At 67.4% G+C, this 19059-nt stretch carries 12 protein-coding genes; 1 reads left to right on the top strand and 11 read right to left on the bottom strand.

Translation table 11 applies throughout. The features are described from left to right. Window positions 1-15: 15 nt before the first annotated feature. From BLW05_RS18050 to BLW05_RS17995, 11 genes are all read right to left on the bottom strand, one after another. The gene (locus BLW05_RS18050; RefSeq protein WP_093164741.1) at window positions 16-5733 is read right to left on the bottom strand and encodes a HAMP domain-containing protein; all 5718 of its coding nucleotides are present in this window, start codon (window positions 5731-5733) and stop codon (window positions 16-18) included. A gap of 269 nt (window positions 5734-6002) precedes the next feature. After that, window positions 6003-6782, bottom strand: a complete 780-nt coding sequence (locus tag BLW05_RS18045) for an alpha/beta fold hydrolase (protein ID WP_093164739.1) — start codon at window positions 6780-6782, stop codon at window positions 6003-6005. A 49-nt stretch (window positions 6783-6831) separates the two neighbouring features. Then, window positions 6832-8436, bottom strand: a complete 1605-nt coding sequence (locus BLW05_RS18040) for an AMP-binding protein (RefSeq protein ID WP_093164738.1) — start codon at window positions 8434-8436, stop codon at window positions 6832-6834. A gap of 14 nt (window positions 8437-8450) precedes the next feature. Then, window positions 8451-9650, bottom strand: coding sequence for an acyl-CoA dehydrogenase family protein (locus BLW05_RS18035; protein ID WP_093164736.1), 1200 nt, complete (start codon window positions 9648-9650; stop codon window positions 8451-8453). A gap of 21 nt (window positions 9651-9671) precedes the next feature. Next, entirely contained in the window at window positions 9672-10802 is a 1131-nt protein-coding gene (locus BLW05_RS18030) for an acyl-CoA dehydrogenase family protein (protein ID WP_093164734.1), read from the bottom strand. Between the two features lie 41 nt (window positions 10803-10843). Beyond that, window positions 10844-11548, bottom strand: a complete 705-nt coding sequence (locus BLW05_RS18025) for an ABC transporter ATP-binding protein (protein WP_093164733.1) — start codon at window positions 11546-11548, stop codon at window positions 10844-10846. Then, window positions 11541-12314 (bottom strand): ABC transporter ATP-binding protein, encoded by a 774-nt coding sequence (locus BLW05_RS18020; RefSeq protein ID WP_093164731.1) that lies wholly within the window; start codon window positions 12312-12314, stop codon window positions 11541-11543. The genes BLW05_RS18025 and BLW05_RS18020 overlap by 8 nt, the downstream gene beginning before the upstream one ends. After that, a complete protein-coding gene (locus tag BLW05_RS36285) occupies window positions 12311-14269 on the bottom strand; it encodes an ABC transporter permease (RefSeq protein ID WP_218135189.1) in 1959 nt (652 codons plus the stop codon). The genes BLW05_RS18020 and BLW05_RS36285 overlap by 4 nt, the downstream gene beginning before the upstream one ends. A gap of 2 nt (window positions 14270-14271) precedes the next feature. Continuing rightward, the gene (locus tag BLW05_RS18005) at window positions 14272-15534 is read right to left on the bottom strand and encodes an ABC transporter substrate-binding protein (RefSeq protein ID WP_177142702.1); all 1263 of its coding nucleotides are present in this window, start codon (window positions 15532-15534) and stop codon (window positions 14272-14274) included. Window positions 15535-15556: 22 nt separating this feature from the next. Then, on the bottom strand, window positions 15557-16813 hold the full coding sequence (locus BLW05_RS18000; protein ID WP_093164728.1) for an ABC transporter substrate-binding protein: 1257 nt from the start codon (window positions 16811-16813) through the stop codon (window positions 15557-15559). Window positions 16814-16960: 147 nt separating this feature from the next. Beyond that, window positions 16961-17863, bottom strand: a complete 903-nt coding sequence (locus tag BLW05_RS17995) for a LysR family transcriptional regulator (RefSeq protein ID WP_093164727.1) — start codon at window positions 17861-17863, stop codon at window positions 16961-16963. A gap of 134 nt (window positions 17864-17997) precedes the next feature. Here BLW05_RS17995 and BLW05_RS17990 point away from each other — a divergent pair, with 134 nt between their 5' ends. Further along, complete coding sequence (locus tag BLW05_RS17990; RefSeq protein ID WP_093164725.1) at window positions 17998-19059, top strand: phosphotransferase; 1062 nt, start codon at window positions 17998-18000, stop codon at window positions 19057-19059.

Genomic DNA, 19059 nt, shown 5'->3' with positions numbered 1-19059 from the left:
CTGCGTTCGACGGGTCTAGTGGCACAGCCAGCCTCGCAGCACGACCAGCAGGTGGGCGGTCTCCACCGGCTTTGAAAGGTAGTCCCAGGCGCCCGCCTCGATGCACTTCTCCCGGTCGCCCTTCATCGCCTTCGCGGTCACCGCGATCAGCGGCAGGTGCTTGCCGCGCGGCAGCTTGCGCAGCTCGCGCATGGTTTCCATGCCGTCCATCTCCGGCATCATGATGTCCATCAGCACCACGTCGATGTCCGGATCTTCCTGGACCTGCCGGATCGCATCGCGGCCGTTTTCCGCCGAGACGATCGACATGCCCTGCTCGTCGAGCACCGCTGCGAGCGCGAAGATGTTGCGGATGTCGTCGTCGACGATCAGCGCCTTCTTGCCCGCGAGCGTGCGCACCGCATCGCTCACCGCGTCGACCGCGGCGCGCTCGGCCTGCGTCATCACCGCGATGCCCCGATGGAGGAAGAAGGTGGTCGCGTCGATCAGCCGCTCCAGCGTGGGCGCCAGGCACAGCGCCGAGCCTTGGGGGCCCGGCTCCCATCCTGGCAATGCGCCGCCGTCGGGGCTGAACAGCACGATGGGCAGCTGTCTGGCAGCCGACCGGTTCTCGACGAATTCGGCGATGTCGCCGCGATGCAAGCCCGCGGGAGAAGCGTCGGCGACGAGGCAATCCACATCGCTGCGCGCCAGTTCCTGCCGCACGCGTTCCACCGAATCCGCGATGGTGACCTGCACATCGCCGCCCAGCGACCCGACGTAGCGGTCGCGCAGGTCCGATGGCTTCATCGCGAGCAGCAGCCTGCGCGTGCCCGAGCGCAGGAAGTCGCGCAGGTCGGCGAGCGCCACATCCACCATGTCGATCGACTGCAGCGGCTTCTCGAGAAAGCCCACCGCCCCCGACTCGAGCGCGCGCTCGCGCGAGTCGTCGGTGGACACCACGAGCACCGGGATGTGCCGCGTCGCGAGATCGGCCTTGAGCCGCTCCAGGATGCGCCAGCCTTCCATGTCGGGCAGGAAGATGTCGAGCGTGATGAAGGCCGGCCGGTAGTCGCGCGTGAGCGCCAGCGCATCCGCGCCGCTCGCGCTCACCAGCCCCTTGAAACCCACGCGCCGCGCGGACTGGAGCAACATCTTCGAGAACGCAAGGTCGTTCTCCACGATCAGCGCGACCCGGTCGCCCGGGAGGATGTTGCCGCGATCGTCGTCGGCGACATTGACCTCGAAGTCATGCGCATCCGCTGCCGGCTCCACATGGGCAACCGCGGGTTCGGCGCGCGGCAGCGTTTCGGGCTCCACCTGCGCGCTGCGGCTGGTGCGCATGCTGCGCGACGGGCTGTAGTTCTGCGGCAGGTAGAGCGTGAAGGTGCTGCCCTGCGAGGGCACGCTCTTCAACCGGATCTCGCCGCCGAGCAGCCGCGCCAGTTCCCGGCTGATCGCAAGGCCGAGGCCCGTGCCACCGTACTTGCGCGAGGTCGATCCATCCGCCTGCTGGAAGGCCTCGAAGATGATCTGCTGCTTGTCCGCCGAGATGCCGATGCCGGTGTCGGACACCGAGAAGGCCACCACGCTGCTCGCGCGATTGAGCTCCTCGTTGTCACGCGACCAGCCGCCATCCACCCGCGAGATCGACAACGACACCGAGCCCTGGTGCGTGAACTTGAAGGCATTGGACAGCAGGTTCTTGATGATCTGCTGGAGCCGCTTCGCATCGGTGACCAGCGTCTCGGGCAACGTCTGCGGGGCGACGATCTCGAAGCCCACATGCCGCGATTCGGCCACATGGCGGAAGCTGCGTTCCACCGAACGCTGCAGGTCGTCGAGCCGAAGCTCGCTCACCTCGACCGCCACGGTGCCAGACTCGATCTTCGACAGGTCGAGGATGTCGTTGATGAGCATCAGCAGGTCGTTGCCTGACAGGTGGATGGTCTTGGCGAACTCCACCTGCTTGGCCGTGAGGTTGCCGCCGGTGTTCTTGCAGAGCTGGTCGGAGAGGATCAGCAGGCTGTTGAGCGGCGTGCGCAACTCGTGCGACATGTTCGCGAGGAACTCGGACTTGTACTTCGAGGTGAGCGCGAGCTGCTCGGCCTTTTCTTCGAGCGCCTGCCGGGCCTGCTCGACCTCGCGGTTCTTGCGCTCCACTTCCTGGTTCTGGTGCACCAGCAGGCGGGCCTTTTCCTGCAACTCCTCGTTGGTCTGCTGCAGTTCGAGCTGGCGGCTCTGGAGCTCTTCCGCGAGCGATTGCGATTGCGTGAGCAGATCTTCGGTGCGCATGTTGGCCGCGATCGTGTTGATCACGATGCCGATCGATTCGGTGAGTTGATCGAGGAAGGCCTGGTGCGACGGGTTGAAGCGCTCCAGCGACGCCAGCTCCATCACGCCGCGCACCTCGCCTTCGAACACGATCGGCAGCACGATCACGTCCATCGCCGCGCTTTCGCTGAGACCGGTCGCGATGCGGAAGGCCGGGTTGGCGATGTTGGTCAGCAGGATCTTCGACTTCTCGACCGCGCACTGGCCGACCAGTCCCTGTCCCAGCTCGATCTCTTTGCCGTGCGCGTTCTGCCCGGCCGATGCATAGCTCGCAAAGAGCTTGAGCCTGGGCGTGCCGCCCACGTTGGTGAGCACGTAGAACTCGGCCTGCTGCGCGCCGACCACCGGCGCAAGCTCCGACAGGATGAGCTGGCCGACCGTGAGCAGGTCCTTCTGCCCCTGCAGCATGCGACTGAACTTCGCGAGGTTGGTCTTGAGCCAGTCCTGCTCGGTGTTCTTCCGGATCGTGTCGCGCAGGTTGCGGATCATCTCGTTGATCGTGTCCTTGAGCGCGGCCACCTCGCCCTGCGCCTCGACCGTGATCGAGCGGGTGAGGTTGCCCTGCGTCACCGAAGTCGCCACCTCGGCGATCGCACGCACCTGCGTGGTGAGGTTGGCGGCAAGCTGGTTGACGTTCTCCGTCAGGCCCTTCCACGTGCCGGCCGCGCCGGGCACCTTGGCCTGGCCGCCGAGCTTGCCTTCCACGCCCACTTCGCGCGCGACCGTGGTCACCTGGTCGGCAAAGGTCGCGAGCGTGTCCGTCATGCTGTTGATGGTCTCGGCCAGCGCGGCAATCTCGCCCTTGGCCTCCACCGTCAGCTTCTGCTTGAGGTCGCCTCCGGCCACCGCGGTCACCACCTTCGCGATCCCGCGCACCTGGCCGGTCAGGTTGCCGGCCATGAAGTTCACGTTGTCGGTCAGGTCCTTCCAGGTACCCGAGACGCCCTTCACCTCGGCCTGTCCGCCGAGGCGGCCCTCGGTGCCCACTTCGCGCGCCACACGCGTCACTTCGGCGGCGAAGGACGAGAGCTGGTCCACCATCGTGTTGATGGTGGCCTTGAGTTCGAGGATCTCGCCCTTCACGTCCACCGTGATCTTCTTGGACAGATCGCCCGCCGCCACCGCCTTCGTCACGTCCGCGATGTTGCGCACCTGGCTCGTGAGGTTCGAGGCCATCAGGTTCACCGAATCGGTGAGGTCCTTCCAGGTGCCGGCCACGCCCTGCACGTCGGCCTGGCCGCCGAGCTTGCCTTCGGTGCCCACCTCGCGCGCCACGCGCGTCACTTCGGCCGCGAAGGAGTTGAGCGTGTCCACCATCGTGTTGACGGTGTTCTTCAGTTCGAGGATCTCGCCCTTCACATCCACCGTGATCTTCTTGGACAGATCGCCTGCGGCCACCGCCTTCGTCACATCCGCGATGTTGCGCACCTGCGAGGTGAGGTTCGACGCCATCGAGTTCACCGATTCGGTCAGGTCCTTCCAGGTGCCGGCCACGCCCTGCACGTCGGCCTGACCGCCGAGCTTGCCTTCGGTGCCCACCTCGCGCGCCACACGCGTCACTTCGGCGGCGAAGGAAGAAAGCTGGTCCACCATCGTGTTGATGGTGTTCTTGAGTTCGAGCACCTCGCCCTTCGCATCGACGGTGATCTTCTTGCCGAGGTCGCCCGCCGCCACGGCGGTGGTCACTTCGGCCACGTTGCGCACCTGCGAGGTCAGGTTGCCGGCCATGAAGTTCACCGACTCGGTGAGGTCCTTCCAGGTGCCGGCCACGCCCTGCACGTCGGCCTGCCCGCCGAGCTTGCCTTCGGTACCCACCTCGCGCGCCACCCGCGTCACTTCGGCCGCGAAGGAATTGAGCGTGTCGACCATCGTATTGATCGTGGCCTTCAGTTCGAGGATCTCGCCCTTCACGTCCACCGTGATCTTCTTGGACAGGTCGCCCGCCGCCACCGCCTTCGTCACGTCGGCGATGTTGCGCACCTGGCTCGTGAGGTTCGAGGCCATGGAGTTGACCGAGTTCGTCAGGTCCTTCCAGGTCCCGGCCACGCCCTGCACGTCGGCCTGGCCGCCGAGCTTGCCTTCGGTGCCCACTTCGCGCGCGACGCGCGTGACTTCGGCCGCGAACGAGCGAAGCTGGTCCACCATGCTGTTGATCGTGTTCTTGAGCTCCGAGATCTCGCCCTTCACGTCCACCGTGATCTTCTTGGAGAGGTCCCCCGCCGCCACCGCCGTGGTGACTTCGGCGATGTTGCGCACCTGCGAGGTCAGGTTGCCGGCCATGAAGTTCACCGACTCGGTGAGATCCTTCCAGGTGCCCGCCACGCCCTGCACGTCGGCCTGGCCACCCAGCTTGCCTTCGGTGCCCACTTCGCGCGCCACCCGCGTGACTTCGGCCGCGAACGATCGAAGCTGGTCGACCATGGTGTTGACCGTGTTCTTCAGCTCGAGGATCTCGCCTTTGACGTCCACCGTGATCTTCTTGGAAAGATCGCCTGCAGCCACCGCCTTCGTCACGTCCGCGATGTTGCGGACCTGGCTGGTGAGGTTGCCGGCCATCGAGTTAACCGAGTCGGTCAGGTCCTTCCATGTGCCGGAGACGCCCTCGACCCGCGCCTGACCGCCGAGCGAGCCTTCGGTGCCCACCTCGCGAGCGACCCGCGTCACTTCGGACGCGAACGAGCGAAGCTGGTCCACCATCGTGTTGATCGTGTTCTTCAGCGTCAGGAACTCGCCCTTGACGTCCACGTCGATCTTCTTAGAGAGGTCGCCTTTCGCAACCGCCGTGGTCACGTCCGCGATGTTGCGCACCTGGTCGGTGAGGTTGCCGGCCATCGAGTTGACGGAGTCGGTCAGGTCCTTCCAGGTGCCGGCCACGCCCTTGACCTTGGCCTGCCCGCCGAGCTTGCCTTCGGTGCCCACTTCGCGCGCCACGCGCGTCACTTCGGCGGAGAAGTCGCCGAGCTGCTCCACCATCTTGTTGATCGTCTTGGCGGTGCGCAGGAATTCGCCTTCGAGCTCGCGGCCGTCGACATCGAGCGCCATGCTCTTGGACAGATCGCCCTGCGCGACGGCGCCGATCACGCGCGCGACTTCGGTGGTCGGATGCACCAGGTCGTCGATGAGCGCATTCACGCATTCGATCGACTCGCCCCAGAAGCCGCGCGTCTCCGCCATCACCGCGCGCTGCTTGAGCTTGCCTTCGCGACCCACCACCTTGCGCAGCCGCACGAGCTCGGAAGCCAGCGCCGAGTTCTGTTCGACCACGTCGTTGAAGACTTCTGCCACCTTGCCGGAAAGGCCGGTCCAGTGCATCGGCAGACGCGCCTTGGAGTCGCCCTTGCGAAGTCGCGTGAGCGCCTCCAGAAGCAGCCCGAGCTCGTCCTCCGAGGCCACGAACGGAATCTTTTCAACCGCTTGCATGCTGGACCACCTTTGTGTGTGGAGAGACATCGCGGACGGCCTGTCTCTTCAGCAATGGGAGCGCCTCGGACAGCGTCTGCGTCCGGCAGCCTATCTCCTGGCCGCAGGATGCCAACTGGCACTATCACGCATGCGTGTCGAGTTCGCAACGGGGGTTCCCGGTCGATTTCCGATCTGCCTCACTCGGCAGTCGCGCGATGTAGGAAGCGGCTGACGCGATCCGGCTCCCTCGTCCGACCGAAGCCGCGAGGTGCTCGCGGCGGCGGACGTCAGGGCCGGTCGCTGGAGACGTTCGAGGCCTCGAAAGAGGTCAGCCAATCCCAGACCGTCGCCGGCGCCTCGACCATCACGTTGTGGCCATGCGGCCCGAGATCCGAGGCGTCCGGATCTATCGCGCGGAGCTGCTCCAGCGTCACGAGCGCATCGTTGCCCGCCCGGCCCAGGTGAACCGGACAGCGGGCCAGCTTGAACAGGTCGCCCGTCGGCGGCTTGCCGACGCCGTGCGCGCGAGGATCCATCGCCAGGCGCCAGCCCTCTGCGTCCCGCCGCACGCCGCGTCGCGCAGCCGGCGATCCGGCTTCGGCGAGGCCGGCGAGCCCCGACACCTTGAGATAGCGGTCCCAGGCTTCCTCTGATTCCGCGAACTGCTTCGCCGGCCGCGCGGCAAGCGTCTCCATGCCCCGCAGTTCGTCGTCGGTCCACGCGACCTTGATGCCCACGCCGAGGACCCGATGCGGCGCGATGCCGAACCACCCCGTCGCGAGCGCGAGACCGATCACGCCGCCGAGCGAATGCCCGAGCACCACGAGCCGCCCTGCGCGATCGACATGCGGCAGCACCGCGAGAGCCACGCTGGCGGCGTACTGGCCGACCGCGTAGGCGTCCTGGGGATCGGATTCGCCATGTCCCGGCAGGTCGACGGCCATCCAGCGGCCGCGCCAGCGGTCACTGGCCTGGGCGCACATCGGCGACCACACCGCCGCCGTCGCACCCATGCCGTGCAGCATCACGAGGAGGTCCGCGCCTTCTCCGCCTTGTTCGATGTACATCCGGTTGCCTCCGTCATTGTTCGAGGCGGTCGAGAGTACCCGACGAGCTTCAGGCCGGCTCCTTCAGCAGCCGGCGCAGCACCTTGCCGGTGCCGCTGGCCGGCAACGCATCCCGGAACTCCACCTGCCTGGGCACCTTGTAGTGCGACATGTTCTCCCGCGCCCAGCCCAGCAGCGCATCGATGTCGAGCGTCTTCGACTTGGGCACGACAAAGGCCTTCACCACCTCGCCCTTGTCCTTGTCGGGCACGCCGATCACCGCGACCTGCCTCACCTCGGGATGGAGGATCAGGATGGCCTCGACCTCCTCGGGGAACACGCTGAAACCGGACACCTTGATCATCTCCTTCACGCGGCCGATGAAGGTGAGGTAGCCCTGCGCGTCCATGCGGCCGATGTCGCCCGTGTGGACCCAGCCATTGCGCAGCACTTCGGCCGTGGCGTCGGGACGGTTCCAGTAGCCATGGAACACGCCGCGGCTGCGCACCGCGATCTCGCCGCTTTCGCCGACCGGCAGCTCGCGGCCGTCGACACCGAGGATCTTCAGCTCGACGCCCCGTCCCGGCACGCCGTTGGTGCCCCAGCGCACCGCGTCGCGGGGCATCAGCACGTCGTTGGTGTGCGTCTCCGACAGCCCGTAGCCCGCCTCGTACACCAGGCAGCCGTTGGCGAAGGCACTCCAGCGCCCGGCAAGCTCTTGGGTCAGCTTGATACCGAAGCTGGTCGCCATCGTGGTGTGCAGCGTGGAGAGATCGAACTTTTCCGCACCGGGCTCGTTCATCGCGGCGACCAGCATCGGCGCCATGGCATACCACCAGGTGACGCGATGCCGCTCGACGGCCTGCAGCACGGCCAGCGCGTCCATGCGGTTGAGCAGCACCACTGTCGCGCCGCTGTAGGCCAGCATGGTCACGCCGCAGATCATCCCGGCGATGTGATAGAGCGGCGCGACCGCGAGCATCACATCGTCGCTGCGGATACGGAACATCTCCTGCCCCACCGCCGTCTTGTAGAGCGCATTGCGATAGCTGAGCATCGCGCCCTTGGGCATGCCGGTGGTGCCCGAGGTGTAGGTCATCAGCGAGACATCGTCCATCGACAGGTCGACCGCCGGCGCGGCCACGTCCGCGCGCGTGACCGCCGCGTGGAAGTCGATGGTGCCTCCGGGCTGCGGCCGCCGCGCGGCAACTTCGTCGGGAACGCGCAGCGTGGGCTTCTCGGGCAGGAAGTCCGCGTAGCGCACGCTGAACAGGTTCGGCACCTTCACCCGGTCGGCGACCGACTGCACGATCGGCACCAGGTGGTCCGCCGCGACGATCGCCTTCGCGCCCAGATCACCCACCTGGTACGCGAACTCGTGCGCCTTGAACATCGGGCTGCACGGGCTCACGATCGCGCCGATCTTCTGGATTCCGAAGTGCGCGATCAGGTACTGCGGGCAGTTCTGCATGAAGAGCGCCACACGGTCGCCCTTCGCAACGCCGCGCTCGTGCAGCTCCCGCGCGAAGGCGTCGCTCAGGCGGTCGAGCTCACCGTAGCTGATCTCGCGCCCGTACCAGACGAGCGCAGGCTTCGCGGGATCGCGACGCGCATGGCCGCGCAGGTACTCGTGCAGCGGCTTCTCGCCCTGGAGGTAGTCGATGTCGTCGTTCATGTGTCTTGTGATCCTCAAAGGCCCAGCGCGTGCTTGGCCATGATGTTCTTCTGCACCTCGGTGCTGCCGCCATAGATCGTCATCGCCCGGCAGAAGAGGTACGTGGCGACCGGGCCGAGCGCATGCTCGGGCCCGATCAGGTCGCCTTCGCCCTGACCGAAGAGTGGCCCCGGCTGGTAGCGGATCGCATCCGGCCCACTCGCCTGCACCAGCAGCTCGGTGATGCGCTGCGCGATCTCGGTGCCGCGGATCTTGATGAAGGACGACTTGCCGGGCCCTGCGGGCGCGCCGGCATGCATGTCCGACAGCATGCGCAAGAGGCCGATCTCCAGTGCCTTGAACTGCACCTCGACCGCGCTCACCTCGGCCATGAACGAAGGGTCGTCCGCGAGCCGGCGGCCGTCGCCCTGCACCTGCGATGCAACGCGGCGCAGCTTCTGCAGCTCCTGCGTGATGAAGCGCAGGTTGGCGTTCTCCACGCGCTCATGCTCCAGCAGGAACTTCGCGTACGTCCAGCCGCGCCCCTCCTCGCCGATGAGGTTGGACGCCGGCACCTTCACATCATTGAAGAACACCGCGTTGAGGTAGTGGCGGCCATCCATCATCCGGATCGGCTGCACCTCGATGCCCGGCGTCTTCATGTCGATCAGCAGGAAGGAGATGCCCTGCTGCCGCTTGCCCTCGCGCCCGGTGCGCACGAGGCAGAACATCCAGTCGGCGAAATGCGCGTACGAGGTCCAGATCTTCTGGCCATTGACGAGGTAGTGGTCGCCGCGGTTCTCGGCGGCGGTCTGCAAGGACGCGAGGTCGGACCCGGCGCCCGGCTCCGAGTAGCCCTGGCACCACCACACCGACGAATCGCGGATCGCCGGCAGATGCCGGGCCTTCTGTTCCGGCGTGCCGAAGGTGTAGAGCACCGGCCCCACCATCGCCGGGCCGAAGACCTGCAGCTCGGGGCAATGCATCTCGCCCGCGACGCGATTGAAGATGATGGTCTGCATGGCCGTCCATGCATGGCCGCCGAACTCGTGCGGCCACGCGCCGGTGAACCAGCCCTTGCGGCCGAGGATCTGCTGCCAGCGCATGAAGTCCCCGCGATCGAGGTGCCGGTCCTGCCGCACCTTCTCGCGGATGTCGCCCGGCAACTCGCGCGCGATGAACTCGCGCACTTCCGTTTCGAATGCCTGCTCCTGAGGCGAAAGACCAAGGTCCACGCTTGCGTCCTCCCGTCCGGCTCAGGCCAGCGCGTGGCGCTGCAGGTGCCAGCTCATGTCGCCGAAGGTCACGCCGATCATCGACAGGCGCTTGAAGTAGTGGCCTACGGCGAGTTCCTCCGTCACCCCCATCGCGCCGTGGAGCTGGACCGCCTCCTGCCCGACGCGCCGCGCGGTGCGGTCGATCTCGATCTTGGTGGCCGAGAGCGCCTTGCGCCGCGCCGCCGGATCGGCCTCGCCCAGCATCAGCGCGCCGTAGAGCGCCATCGAGCGCGCCTCGTCGAGCGCGATGTACATGTCGACCATGCGGTGCTGCAGCGCCTGATTGGTGCCGATCGGCCGGCCGAACTGCTGGCGGGTCTTGAGGTATTCGAGCGTCATGTCGACCAGCGCGCCCATGGCGCCCACCGCTTCGGAGGCAATCGCGGCAATCGCCTGGTCGATCACCCGTTCGAGCGCCGGAAAGGCCGCGCCCGCTTCGCCGAGACGGCGGGCGTCGTCGATCTGCACGCCGTCGAAGACCAGATCGGCCGCACGCGTGCCGTCGTGCGTGGCGTAGGGCTTCACTTCGAGGCCGCGCGCGTTCGCGTCGACCACCAGCGCCGTCAGGCCCTGCGCATCGTCGCGCTGCCCCGAGGTGCGCGCGATCACCACGTAGAAGTCGGCCACGCCGCCGCCCTGGACGAAAGACTTGCGCCCGTCGATGCGCCAGCCCGCACCCGCGCGCTGCGCGGTGGTCTCGCAATGCGCGAGTTCGTAGCGCGATTCGGGCTCGGCATGGGCCAGTGCCAGCTTGCGCTGGCCGGTCATCATCGGCTGCAGCCATTCGGCCTTCTGGCCGGTACTCCCTAGCGCGGCGAGCACGCCGCCCGCGAGCACGACATTTGCCAGGTAAGGCTCCAGCAGCAGCCCGCGCCCGACGCCTTCCATGACGATGCCGGTGTCGGTCGCATCGCCGCCGATGCCGCCGTCCCCCTCGCTGAAGGGCACCGCGAGCCAGCCGAACTCGGCATAGCTGCGCCAGCAGTTCTCGTCGTGGCCGAGATCGCTCGCAGCGAGCTTGCGGCGGCGCGTGAAGTCGTATTCCTCGCGCACGAAGCGCTCGACGCTTTCCCTGAGCTGGTTCTGTTCGGGGGTGTACTGGAGATCCATGGGAGTCTTGATGTTGGCGTTGGAATGGAGTGAAGGCCCGTTCAGAGCGCGAGGTAGCGCTGCTGGACCTGCGGATTGGCGTCGAAGCGCTCCCAGTCGCCTTCGAACACCACGCGGCCGGTGTCGATCACGTAGACGTACTGGGTGCAGCGGCGGGCGAACCAGATGTTCTGTTCGCACAGCAGCAGCGCGACGTTTCCTTCGGTGCAGGTGCGCACCACGTCGTGCGCCATCTCCTCGACGATGATCGGCGCGAGCCCTTCGGTCGGCTCGTCGAGCAGCAGAAGGCGTGGGTTGGCAGCCATCGCGCGTGCGACCGCCAGCAGCTGCTGCTGCCCGCCACTGAGCTGGCCGCCGTAGCGCTGCTGCAGCGGCGCGAGCATCGGGAAGCGCGCGATGATGTCCGGCACGGGCACCGCGGGCCGCGAAGGCGACGCACCATAGCGTGCGATCGCGATGTTCTCGGTCACCGTGAGGTGGGTAAAGATGCGCCGGTCCTCCGGCACCAGCGACAGCCCCATGCGCGTGCGCTGGTGCGTCGGCACATCGCGCAGGTCCTTGCCGTCGAAGCGCACGACGCCGCGCACGCGCGGGCCGGCGTTCATCACGCTCTTGAGCAGGGTCGACTTGCCGGCGCCGTTGCGGCCGAGCAGCGCGACCCGCTGCCCCGCCTTCACCGAGATCTGCGCACCAAGCAGGATGTGGCTGTCGCCGTAGAAAGCATCGAGTTCGCGGACTTCAAGCACCGACCATCTCCTTGCCGAGGTAGACCTCGCGAACCTTCGGATCGGCGCGCACCTGCTCCACGCTGCCGGTGGAGACGACCGCGCCGTAGTTCATCACCATGATCCGGTGCGCGAGCCCGAACACCACATCCATGTCGTGCTCGGTCATGACCACCGTGATGCCGCGCTCCTTCTGCGCGCGCGAGACCATCTGCGCGATCTCGGCCCGGTCGCTCGGCGACATGCCGGCGGTGGGCTCGTCGAGCATCAGGATGGTCGGGCGGCCCGCCAGGGCGATCACGAACTCGAGCCGCTTCTTGTCGCCGTGCGACAGGAAGCGCGCCGCCTCGCCGGCCAGGGGGTGGAGCTTCACGTCCTCCAGCAGCGCCATCGCTTCGTCGCGCACGTCGGAGGAAGGGGCGCAGCGCCAGCGGGAACCCAGCGGCTCGCGCCTGAACTGGCGGCGTGCCTCGACCGCTGCGATCACGTTGTCGAGCACGGTGAAGTCGTGGAACACACGCGCCACCTGGAAGGTGCGGCCGAAGCCTTCGCGCACGCGCTCGTGCGCCGGCATGCGCGTGACGTCCTTGCCGCCGAAGCGGATCGAGCCGCCGTTGCACGGCACCTCGCCGGTCATGACCTTGAACATCGTGGTCTTGCCGGCGCCGTTGGGGCCGATGATCGCGAAGACCTCGCCGCGTGCGACCGACAGGCTCACCCCATGGAGCACCTCGATCGGACCATAGTTCTTGCGCACGTCCTCGACGCGCAGGAGCGCCTCGCTCATCGCGCACCTCCCGCTTCGAGCTTGCCGACGGGCGCGACGCGCGAAGGCGCTTCGGCCGGGCGTGTGGTGCGGCGGCCCCACAGCCGCTCCTCGACGCTGCGCCAGAGGCCGACCGCGCCGTTGGGTGCGAGCAGGATGATCGCGAGCAGGCCGGTGCCGACGATCAGTTCCGACAGGCCCACCAGCGTGCGCGTCGCATAGGTGATCGTGGCGAAGAGACCGGCGCCGACCACCGGGCCCCAGAAGGACCCGACGCCACCCAGCAGGGTGTTCAGCATCGGCTGCGCGGAAGCGAGCCAGTGCACTTCCTCCACCGTCACGATGCGCGACCACGGCGCATACAGCGCACCCGCCACCGCCGCCACCGCACCCGAGATCACGAACGCCGCGAGCCGGTAGCGCGCCACGTTCGTGCCCATGAAGGCGGCGCGCTCCGCGTCCTGCCGCACCGTCTGCAGCGTACGGCCGAAGCGGCTGTGCAGCAGCCACCACAGGAAGGCAGTGATCAACACCGTGGCGACGAGCAGGAACCAGTAGTAGGCGTTCGAGCTCGCGAGGTCGATGCGCAGCACGCCGAAGTCGAGCGCCGGGCGCGGGATATCGGTGATGCCGTCCTCGCGGCCCAGCAGGGTCGAGAAGCCGATGATGAGCCGCAGCGCCTCCGCCAGTGCGACGGTGAGCACGGCAAGGAAGACGCCGCTCATGCGCCGCAGTGCCAGCACGCCGATCACCCATGCGGCGCATGCGCCGAGCAATGCCGCTGCGCCGAGCACGCCGAGGAAAGGCACGCCCGCGACGTGGCGCAGCGCCAGCGCCGCCAGGTACGCGCCCAGCGCGAAGAAGCCTGCATGCCCGAAGGACACCAGCCCGGTGTAGCCGAAGAGGATGTTCCAGGACAGCGCGAACACCACCTGCACCAGCACCGTGCCCACCACATACAGCGGGCCGGCGTTGACCCACAGCGGCAGGGTCGCGAGCACGCCCACCGTGCCCACGCCCAGCACCTGCCAGACGCCGCGCGGAATGCGCGGCCGATGCAGCGGCCCCGTGCCGTGCGACTCGCCGCCGGACTCGGCCTGCGCCCCGACCGCGGGAAAGAGGCCGCTCGGCTTCCACAGCAGGAAGGCCGCGAGCACCACGTAGATCGCCAGCCCCGGCACCGAAGGCAGCAGCACCGTGTTCAGGCTCTGCACCAGCCCGAGCACCAGAGAGCCGATGAACGCGCCGCGGATGTTGCCAAGCCCGCCGATGATGACCGCGAAGAAGGCATACATCAGGTAGGAGTCGCCCAGGCCGGTGGACAGGCTCTGGTTCGGCAGCAGCAGCCCCCCCGCCAGCCCCGCAAGCAGGAAACTCGCCATCACGCTCAGCGCGATCCCGAAGGACACGTTGAGCCCGAGCACGCCCGACATCCACGGGTCGGCCGCGAGCGCCTGCATGAGCTTGCCGAACCACATGCGGTGGATCGCCACTTCGAGCAGCGCGTAGACCAGCACCCCGGCCGCGATCACGAAGATCTGGTAGGCCGAGAAGAACATGCCGAACGGGTTGAGCGGCTGGTCCAGCCCCGGCGGCGGATTGACCGAAAAGAAGTCCACGCCCCAGATCAGCTTGGTCGCGCCGGTGCACACCATCATCAGCGCGAAGGTGGCGATGAGCACATAGTGCGGGTCGACATTGCGCAGCCGGCGCAGCACCAGCTTGTCGGTAACGAGCCCCAGCAGCGCGACCACGACCCCGCCCACCAGGGCCGCGAACAGGAACATGCCGAGCGACTGCACGTCGCGCCCCATGACCGAATAGGCGGTGTAGGCGCCGATCATGAAGAAGCCGCCCTGCGCCATGTTGAGCAGGCGCATCAGGCCGAAGATCAGCGTCAGGCCCGCGGCGACCACGAAGATCGCCATGCCGAACGCGGCGGCGTTGAACACCGCGAAGAGAAGTTCGTTGACCACGCTCAGCCCTCGAATTTCCTGCCGGGCGACGGCGGCTCGACGATCTCTGTTTCATCCAGGCGAACGACCTGTTCCAGCCCGTAGCCCGGCGCCGCATCGCGCGCGCCGATCTTCGCGAAGTAGAACGAGCCGATGCCCTGGTGGTCTTCCTTGCGGATGCGGTACGGCCCCGCGGCGGTGTCGAACTGCAGGCCCTCCAGCGCAGCGATCACCGCGTCGGTGTCGGTCGAGTTCGCCTTCTTCACCGCGTTGAAGATCGCGAGCGCCGAGCGATGCGATGCCTGCACGATGCCCGGCACGTAGGGCGTGCCGGCAACCTTGACGATGTACTCGCTCAGGTCCCTGCTGACCGGGAACTGGGTCTTGAACGGCTCCAGCTCCGGCGCCCAGAAGGTCACGCCCCACAGGTTCTGCGGCGTCGACTTCTGCATCGCCTTGGCGATCATCAGCTCGGTGCCCGCCTCGCCGATCACCTTGAAGCGCTTCTCCATGCCCACCGCGCGGCCCTGCTGCAGCAGGCTCACGCAGGGCGCCGCGGTCAGGCCGATGAACAGGCCCTGCGCGCCGGAGTTCATGAGGTTGTTGATCTCGATCTTGTAGTCGGCCTTGTTCAGGCTCGCGAACACCGGCTCCAGCACCTGCACCTTGCGCCCGCTCTTGGCAGCCGCCTGCGCCACGCCGGCCTTGAAGTAGCGCGCGACGTCACGGCCGTTCTCGCTGTCCGGCGCGATCACCGCCCAGGTCTCGACGTCGGAGAAGCGGGTGGTCATCAGGCTGCCGATGCCGCCGTAGAGCATCAATGCGTTCGAGGACAGCCGGAAGAAGTTGCGGCTGAAGTTCTCGTGCGTCACCGACATCACGCTCGGTGCCGGCGCGACGACCACGCTCTTGAGCTCGGCGAGGATCGGCGCGATTGCCAGCGCCATCGGCGATTGGCCGGCGCCGATGGAAAGATTGACGCCGTCACCCGCCAGCTCGCGCGCCGCACTCACCGCGCCGGCGCTGGTGAACTTGTCGTCACGCACCACGATCTCGATCTGCCGGCCCAGCAGGCCGCCGTTGGCGTTCCACTGCATCTGCGCGGCCTTGATGCCGTTGAGCCAGGCCGCGCCGGCCTCGGCGCCGATGCCGCTCATCGGCAGCATCGCGCCGACGCGGACCGGCTGGCCCTCTGCATACGCGGAGGGAAAGAATCGCGCGCCGGCGCTGCCGAGCACGGCGGCCGCGCTCGCGGCCTGGACGAAGGTTCTGCGCTTGAGGCTCATGGACGTGTCTCCTTCGCGGCGTTCACATCGCGATCGCTTTGCCGGGCGACGGCGGCTCGGCCACGTCGGCTTCGTTGTAGGCAATGGCGTCGACGATGCCGTAGCCCGGATCGGCATCGCGCGCGCCCACCTGGGCGATGTACGCGGTGCCCAGGCCCTGGTGGTCTTCCTTGCGCACGTGGTAGGCACCCACGGCCGTGTCGAAGGTCAGCCCTTCGAGCGCGGCGATCACCGCATCCGTCTCGGTGCCGTTCGCCTTCTGGATCGCGTTGAAGAGCGCGAGCGCGCAGCGATGGCTCGACTGCACGATGCTCGGCGGGTTCCTGTCGCCGGTGAGCTTCACGTAGCCCTCGTAGAGCGGCGCGCTCATCGGGTTGCGGCGGCCGGCCTCGGTGCCGGGCACCCAGTAGCTGATGCTCCAGAGGTTGGCCGGCGTGGACTTCTGCATCGCCTTGGCGATCATCAGCTCGGTGCCCGCGTCGCCGATCACCTTGAACTTGCGGTCCATGCCCACTGCGCGACCCTGCTGCAGCAGGCTGATGCACGGCGCGGCGGTGAGGCCGACGAAGAGGCCCTGCGAGGGCGCGTTCATCAGGCTGTTGATCTCGATCTTGTAGTCGGCCTTGTTGAGGCTCGCGAACACCGGATCGAGCACCTTGACCTGCCGCCCGGCCTTGGCCGCGGCGCGCTGCACGCCGGTGGCGAAGAAGCGCGCCATGTCGCGGCCGTTTTCGCTGTCCGGCACGATGAGGGACCAGGTCTCCACGTCCTTGAAGCGGTCGGTGAGCATGTTTCCGATGCCCGCGAACGCGATGTACGCGTTCCACGAGAGGCGGAAGAAGTTGCGCTGGAAGTTCTCGTGCGTGAGCGACATCACCGTCGGGCACGGCGCGACCATCATGGCCTTGAGTTCCGGCAGGATCGGCGCGGTCGCCAGCGCCATCGGCGACTGCGAACCGCCGATCAGCAGGTTCACCCCGCTGCCAGCGAGCTCGCGCGCGGCGGCCACGGCGCCCGCGCTGGTGAACTTGTCGTCGCGCACCACGAGTTCGACCTGGCGCTTGAGCACGCCACCCTTGGAATTCCATTGCTCGGTCGCGACCTTTGCGCCCGCGAGCCAGGCCGCGCCCGCCTCGGCGCCGATGCCGCTCATCGGCAGCATCACGCCGATCCGGATCGGCCCGGACTGCGCGCGAGCCACGTTCATGGAAGACAGGCCCATCACGCCGACGGCTGCGGCCGCGGAGGTCTGGAGGAAGCTGCGCCTTTTCATCGACATCGGTGTCTCCTTGGATTGCGTCCCGACGACCTCGAGACGACATTTGTTATAACAGATGTCAATTTACAGGCGCGCATCCGCACGCCGCACTGGCGTAAACCCTAGCGAGATGGAATGAAGGAGACGGGAAAGGCGCCGGCCGGGCGTTCAGCGCGCGGCGCAGCGCAGCAGCACCGAGCGCAGCCAGCGGTTGGCGGCATCGTTGTCGGTGCTCGCATGCCAGTACATGTAGGCATCCATCGACGACAGCGGCGTCGGGAAAGCCATCACCTGGTTGCCGAACTGGCGGTTGGCCATGTGCGCGTAGCTCTCGGGCATGGTGAGAAGCAGATCGGTTTCCGACACCGTGCGGCAGGCCGCGAAGTAGAACTGGCAGCGCAGCGCGATCTGCCGCTGCACTCCCATGCGGCGCAACTCGATGTCCTCGAAGCCCATCCCCTGCCGCCGCGAGGTCACGAGGATGTGCCGCTGCGCGATGTAGGTGTCCAGGTCCACCGACCCGTCGATCGCAGGATGCCCCTTGCGGGCGACCACCGCCATCCCGTCGACCGTGATGCGCTTGACCTTGACCGCGTCCGACAGCGGAAGCAGCACGTCGACCGCGAGATCGAGCGTTCCCGCGGCCAGTTCGCTTTCGAGGCTGCGGCGGTTGGCGCGCACGCTGCAGACCTCGATCTCCGGCGCCTCGGCCGCGAGCACCTTCATCAGCGGCGACAGCACGGTCGATTCCATGAAGTCGCGCAGCCCGATCACGAAGCGCTTGCGGGCAACCGCAGGCTCGAAGCTCTGCGTGTCGTTGAGCAGCGAGCCGATCGACTGCAGCGAGCCGCGCAGCGGATCGATGAGCCGCTTGGTGAGCGGCGTCGGCACCATCCGGTGGCCCTGGCGCTCGAAGAGCGGGTCGTTGAACAGGTCGCGCAGCCGCGCCAGCGCGTGGCTGATCGCCGGCTGCGTCAGGTGCAGCTTCTCGGCCGCCTTGGTGATGCCGCCTTCGGTGTAGATGGTGTCGAGCACCACGAGCAGGTTGAGGTCGACTCTCGAGATATGCATTCGCTGTATCCAGGCCCATTCCAAGCATTCATTGGCCTCGCGGGCGCGGGTGCCCTTAGGCTCAATGCCAATGAACGCGCCACATCATGCCGCGTGATGGCGCCCGCGCGCATTCACCGAGGAGACAAGACCCCATGAGCGAACCCTTCAGCGGCACTACCGACGTGCAGCCAGCGCAGCGTTTCGACGAGGAGCGGCTGCGGCAGTGGTTCACCTCGCATGTGGACGAGGATGCGCGCGGAGACTTCGGTATCCGGCAGTTCAGGGGCGGCCAGTCGAACCCGACCTTCCTCGTCGATGCGGGCCGGCATCGCTACGTGCTGCGCCGCAAGCCTTCGGGCGAGCTGCTGCCCTCCGCACACGCGGTCGACCGCGAGTTCCGGATCATGAAGGCCCTCGCGCGGACCGAGGTGCCGGTGCCGCGCGTGCACGCGCTGTGCGAGGACGACGAGGTGATCGGCAGCGCCTTCTACGTCATGGACTACATGGACGGCCGCATCCTCTGGGACCCAAAGCTGCCCGACGCGAGTCGCGAGGAGCGCAGCCTGATCTGCGACGACATGAACCGGGTTCTCGCGGCGCTGCACGAGGTGGATGTCGAAGCCGCCGGGCTCGCGGACTTCGGCCGCACCGGCAACTACATCGAACGCCAGATCGCGCGCTGGACGCGCCAGTACCGCGCGAGCGAGACCGAGCACATCGAAGCCTTCGAGAACCTCATCGCGTGGTTGCCGCAACATGTGCCGGCCGTAGCGGCCACGCGTATCGTGCACGGCGACTTCCGGCTCGACAACCTCGTCTTCGCACGGGATTCGCCACGGGTCATCGCGGTACTCGACTGGGAGCTCTCGACGCTCGGCGATCCGATGGCCGACTTCGCCTACCACTGCATGGCCTGGCAGCTTCCGCCACCGTTCCGCGGGCTCGGCGACCTGTCGGGCATCCAGCTTGCCAGGCTGGGCTTGCCTTCCGTCGAGCGCCATCTCGCGCGCTACTGCGAGCGCCGTCGCCTTCCGGCGGTGACCACGGCAGCCTGGCGCTTCTATGGCGCCTTTAACCTGTTCCGCGCGGCCGCGATCGCACAGGGCATCATGGGCCGTGCGCTTGCGGGCAATGCGTCGAGTGCGCACGCACTCGAAGCGGGACGACAAGCCCGCGCGCTGGCAGAACTTGGCTGGCGCACCACGCAGGACTGA

The organism is Variovorax sp. YR216 (assembly GCF_900107745.1).
In the GTDB taxonomy this organism is placed as follows: Bacteria; Pseudomonadota; Gammaproteobacteria; order Burkholderiales; family Burkholderiaceae_C; genus Variovorax.
The sequence above is the reverse complement of the archived record's forward strand: the minus strand, read 5'-3'. Positions and strand labels throughout refer to the sequence as shown.

What these genes read in the sequence shown, in the direction of transcription:
- BLW05_RS18050 (WP_093164741.1), bottom strand. Translation starts at nt 5,733, where the DNA reads ATGCAAGCGGTTGAAAAGATTCCGTTCGTGGCCTCGGAGGACGAGCTC.
- BLW05_RS18045 (WP_093164739.1), bottom strand. Translation starts at nt 6,782, where the DNA reads ATGTACATCGAACAAGGCGGAGAAGGCGCGGACCTCCTCGTGATGCTG.
- BLW05_RS18040 (WP_093164738.1), bottom strand. Translation starts at nt 8,436, where the DNA reads ATGAACGACGACATCGACTACCTCCAGGGCGAGAAGCCGCTGCACGAG.
- BLW05_RS18030 (WP_093164734.1), bottom strand. Translation starts at nt 10,802, where the DNA reads ATGGATCTCCAGTACACCCCCGAACAGAACCAGCTCAGGGAAAGCGTC.
- BLW05_RS18020 (WP_093164731.1), bottom strand. Translation starts at nt 12,314, where the DNA reads ATGAGCGAGGCGCTCCTGCGCGTCGAGGACGTGCGCAAGAACTATGGT.
- BLW05_RS18005 (WP_177142702.1), bottom strand. Translation starts at nt 15,534, where the DNA reads ATGAGCCTCAAGCGCAGAACCTTCGTCCAGGCCGCGAGCGCGGCCGCC.
- BLW05_RS18000 (WP_093164728.1), bottom strand. Translation starts at nt 16,813, where the DNA reads ATGTCGATGAAAAGGCGCAGCTTCCTCCAGACCTCCGCGGCCGCAGCC.
- BLW05_RS17995 (WP_093164727.1), bottom strand. Translation starts at nt 17,863, where the DNA reads ATGCATATCTCGAGAGTCGACCTCAACCTGCTCGTGGTGCTCGACACC.
- BLW05_RS17990 (WP_093164725.1), top strand. Translation starts at nt 17,998, where the DNA reads ATGAGCGAACCCTTCAGCGGCACTACCGACGTGCAGCCAGCGCAGCGT.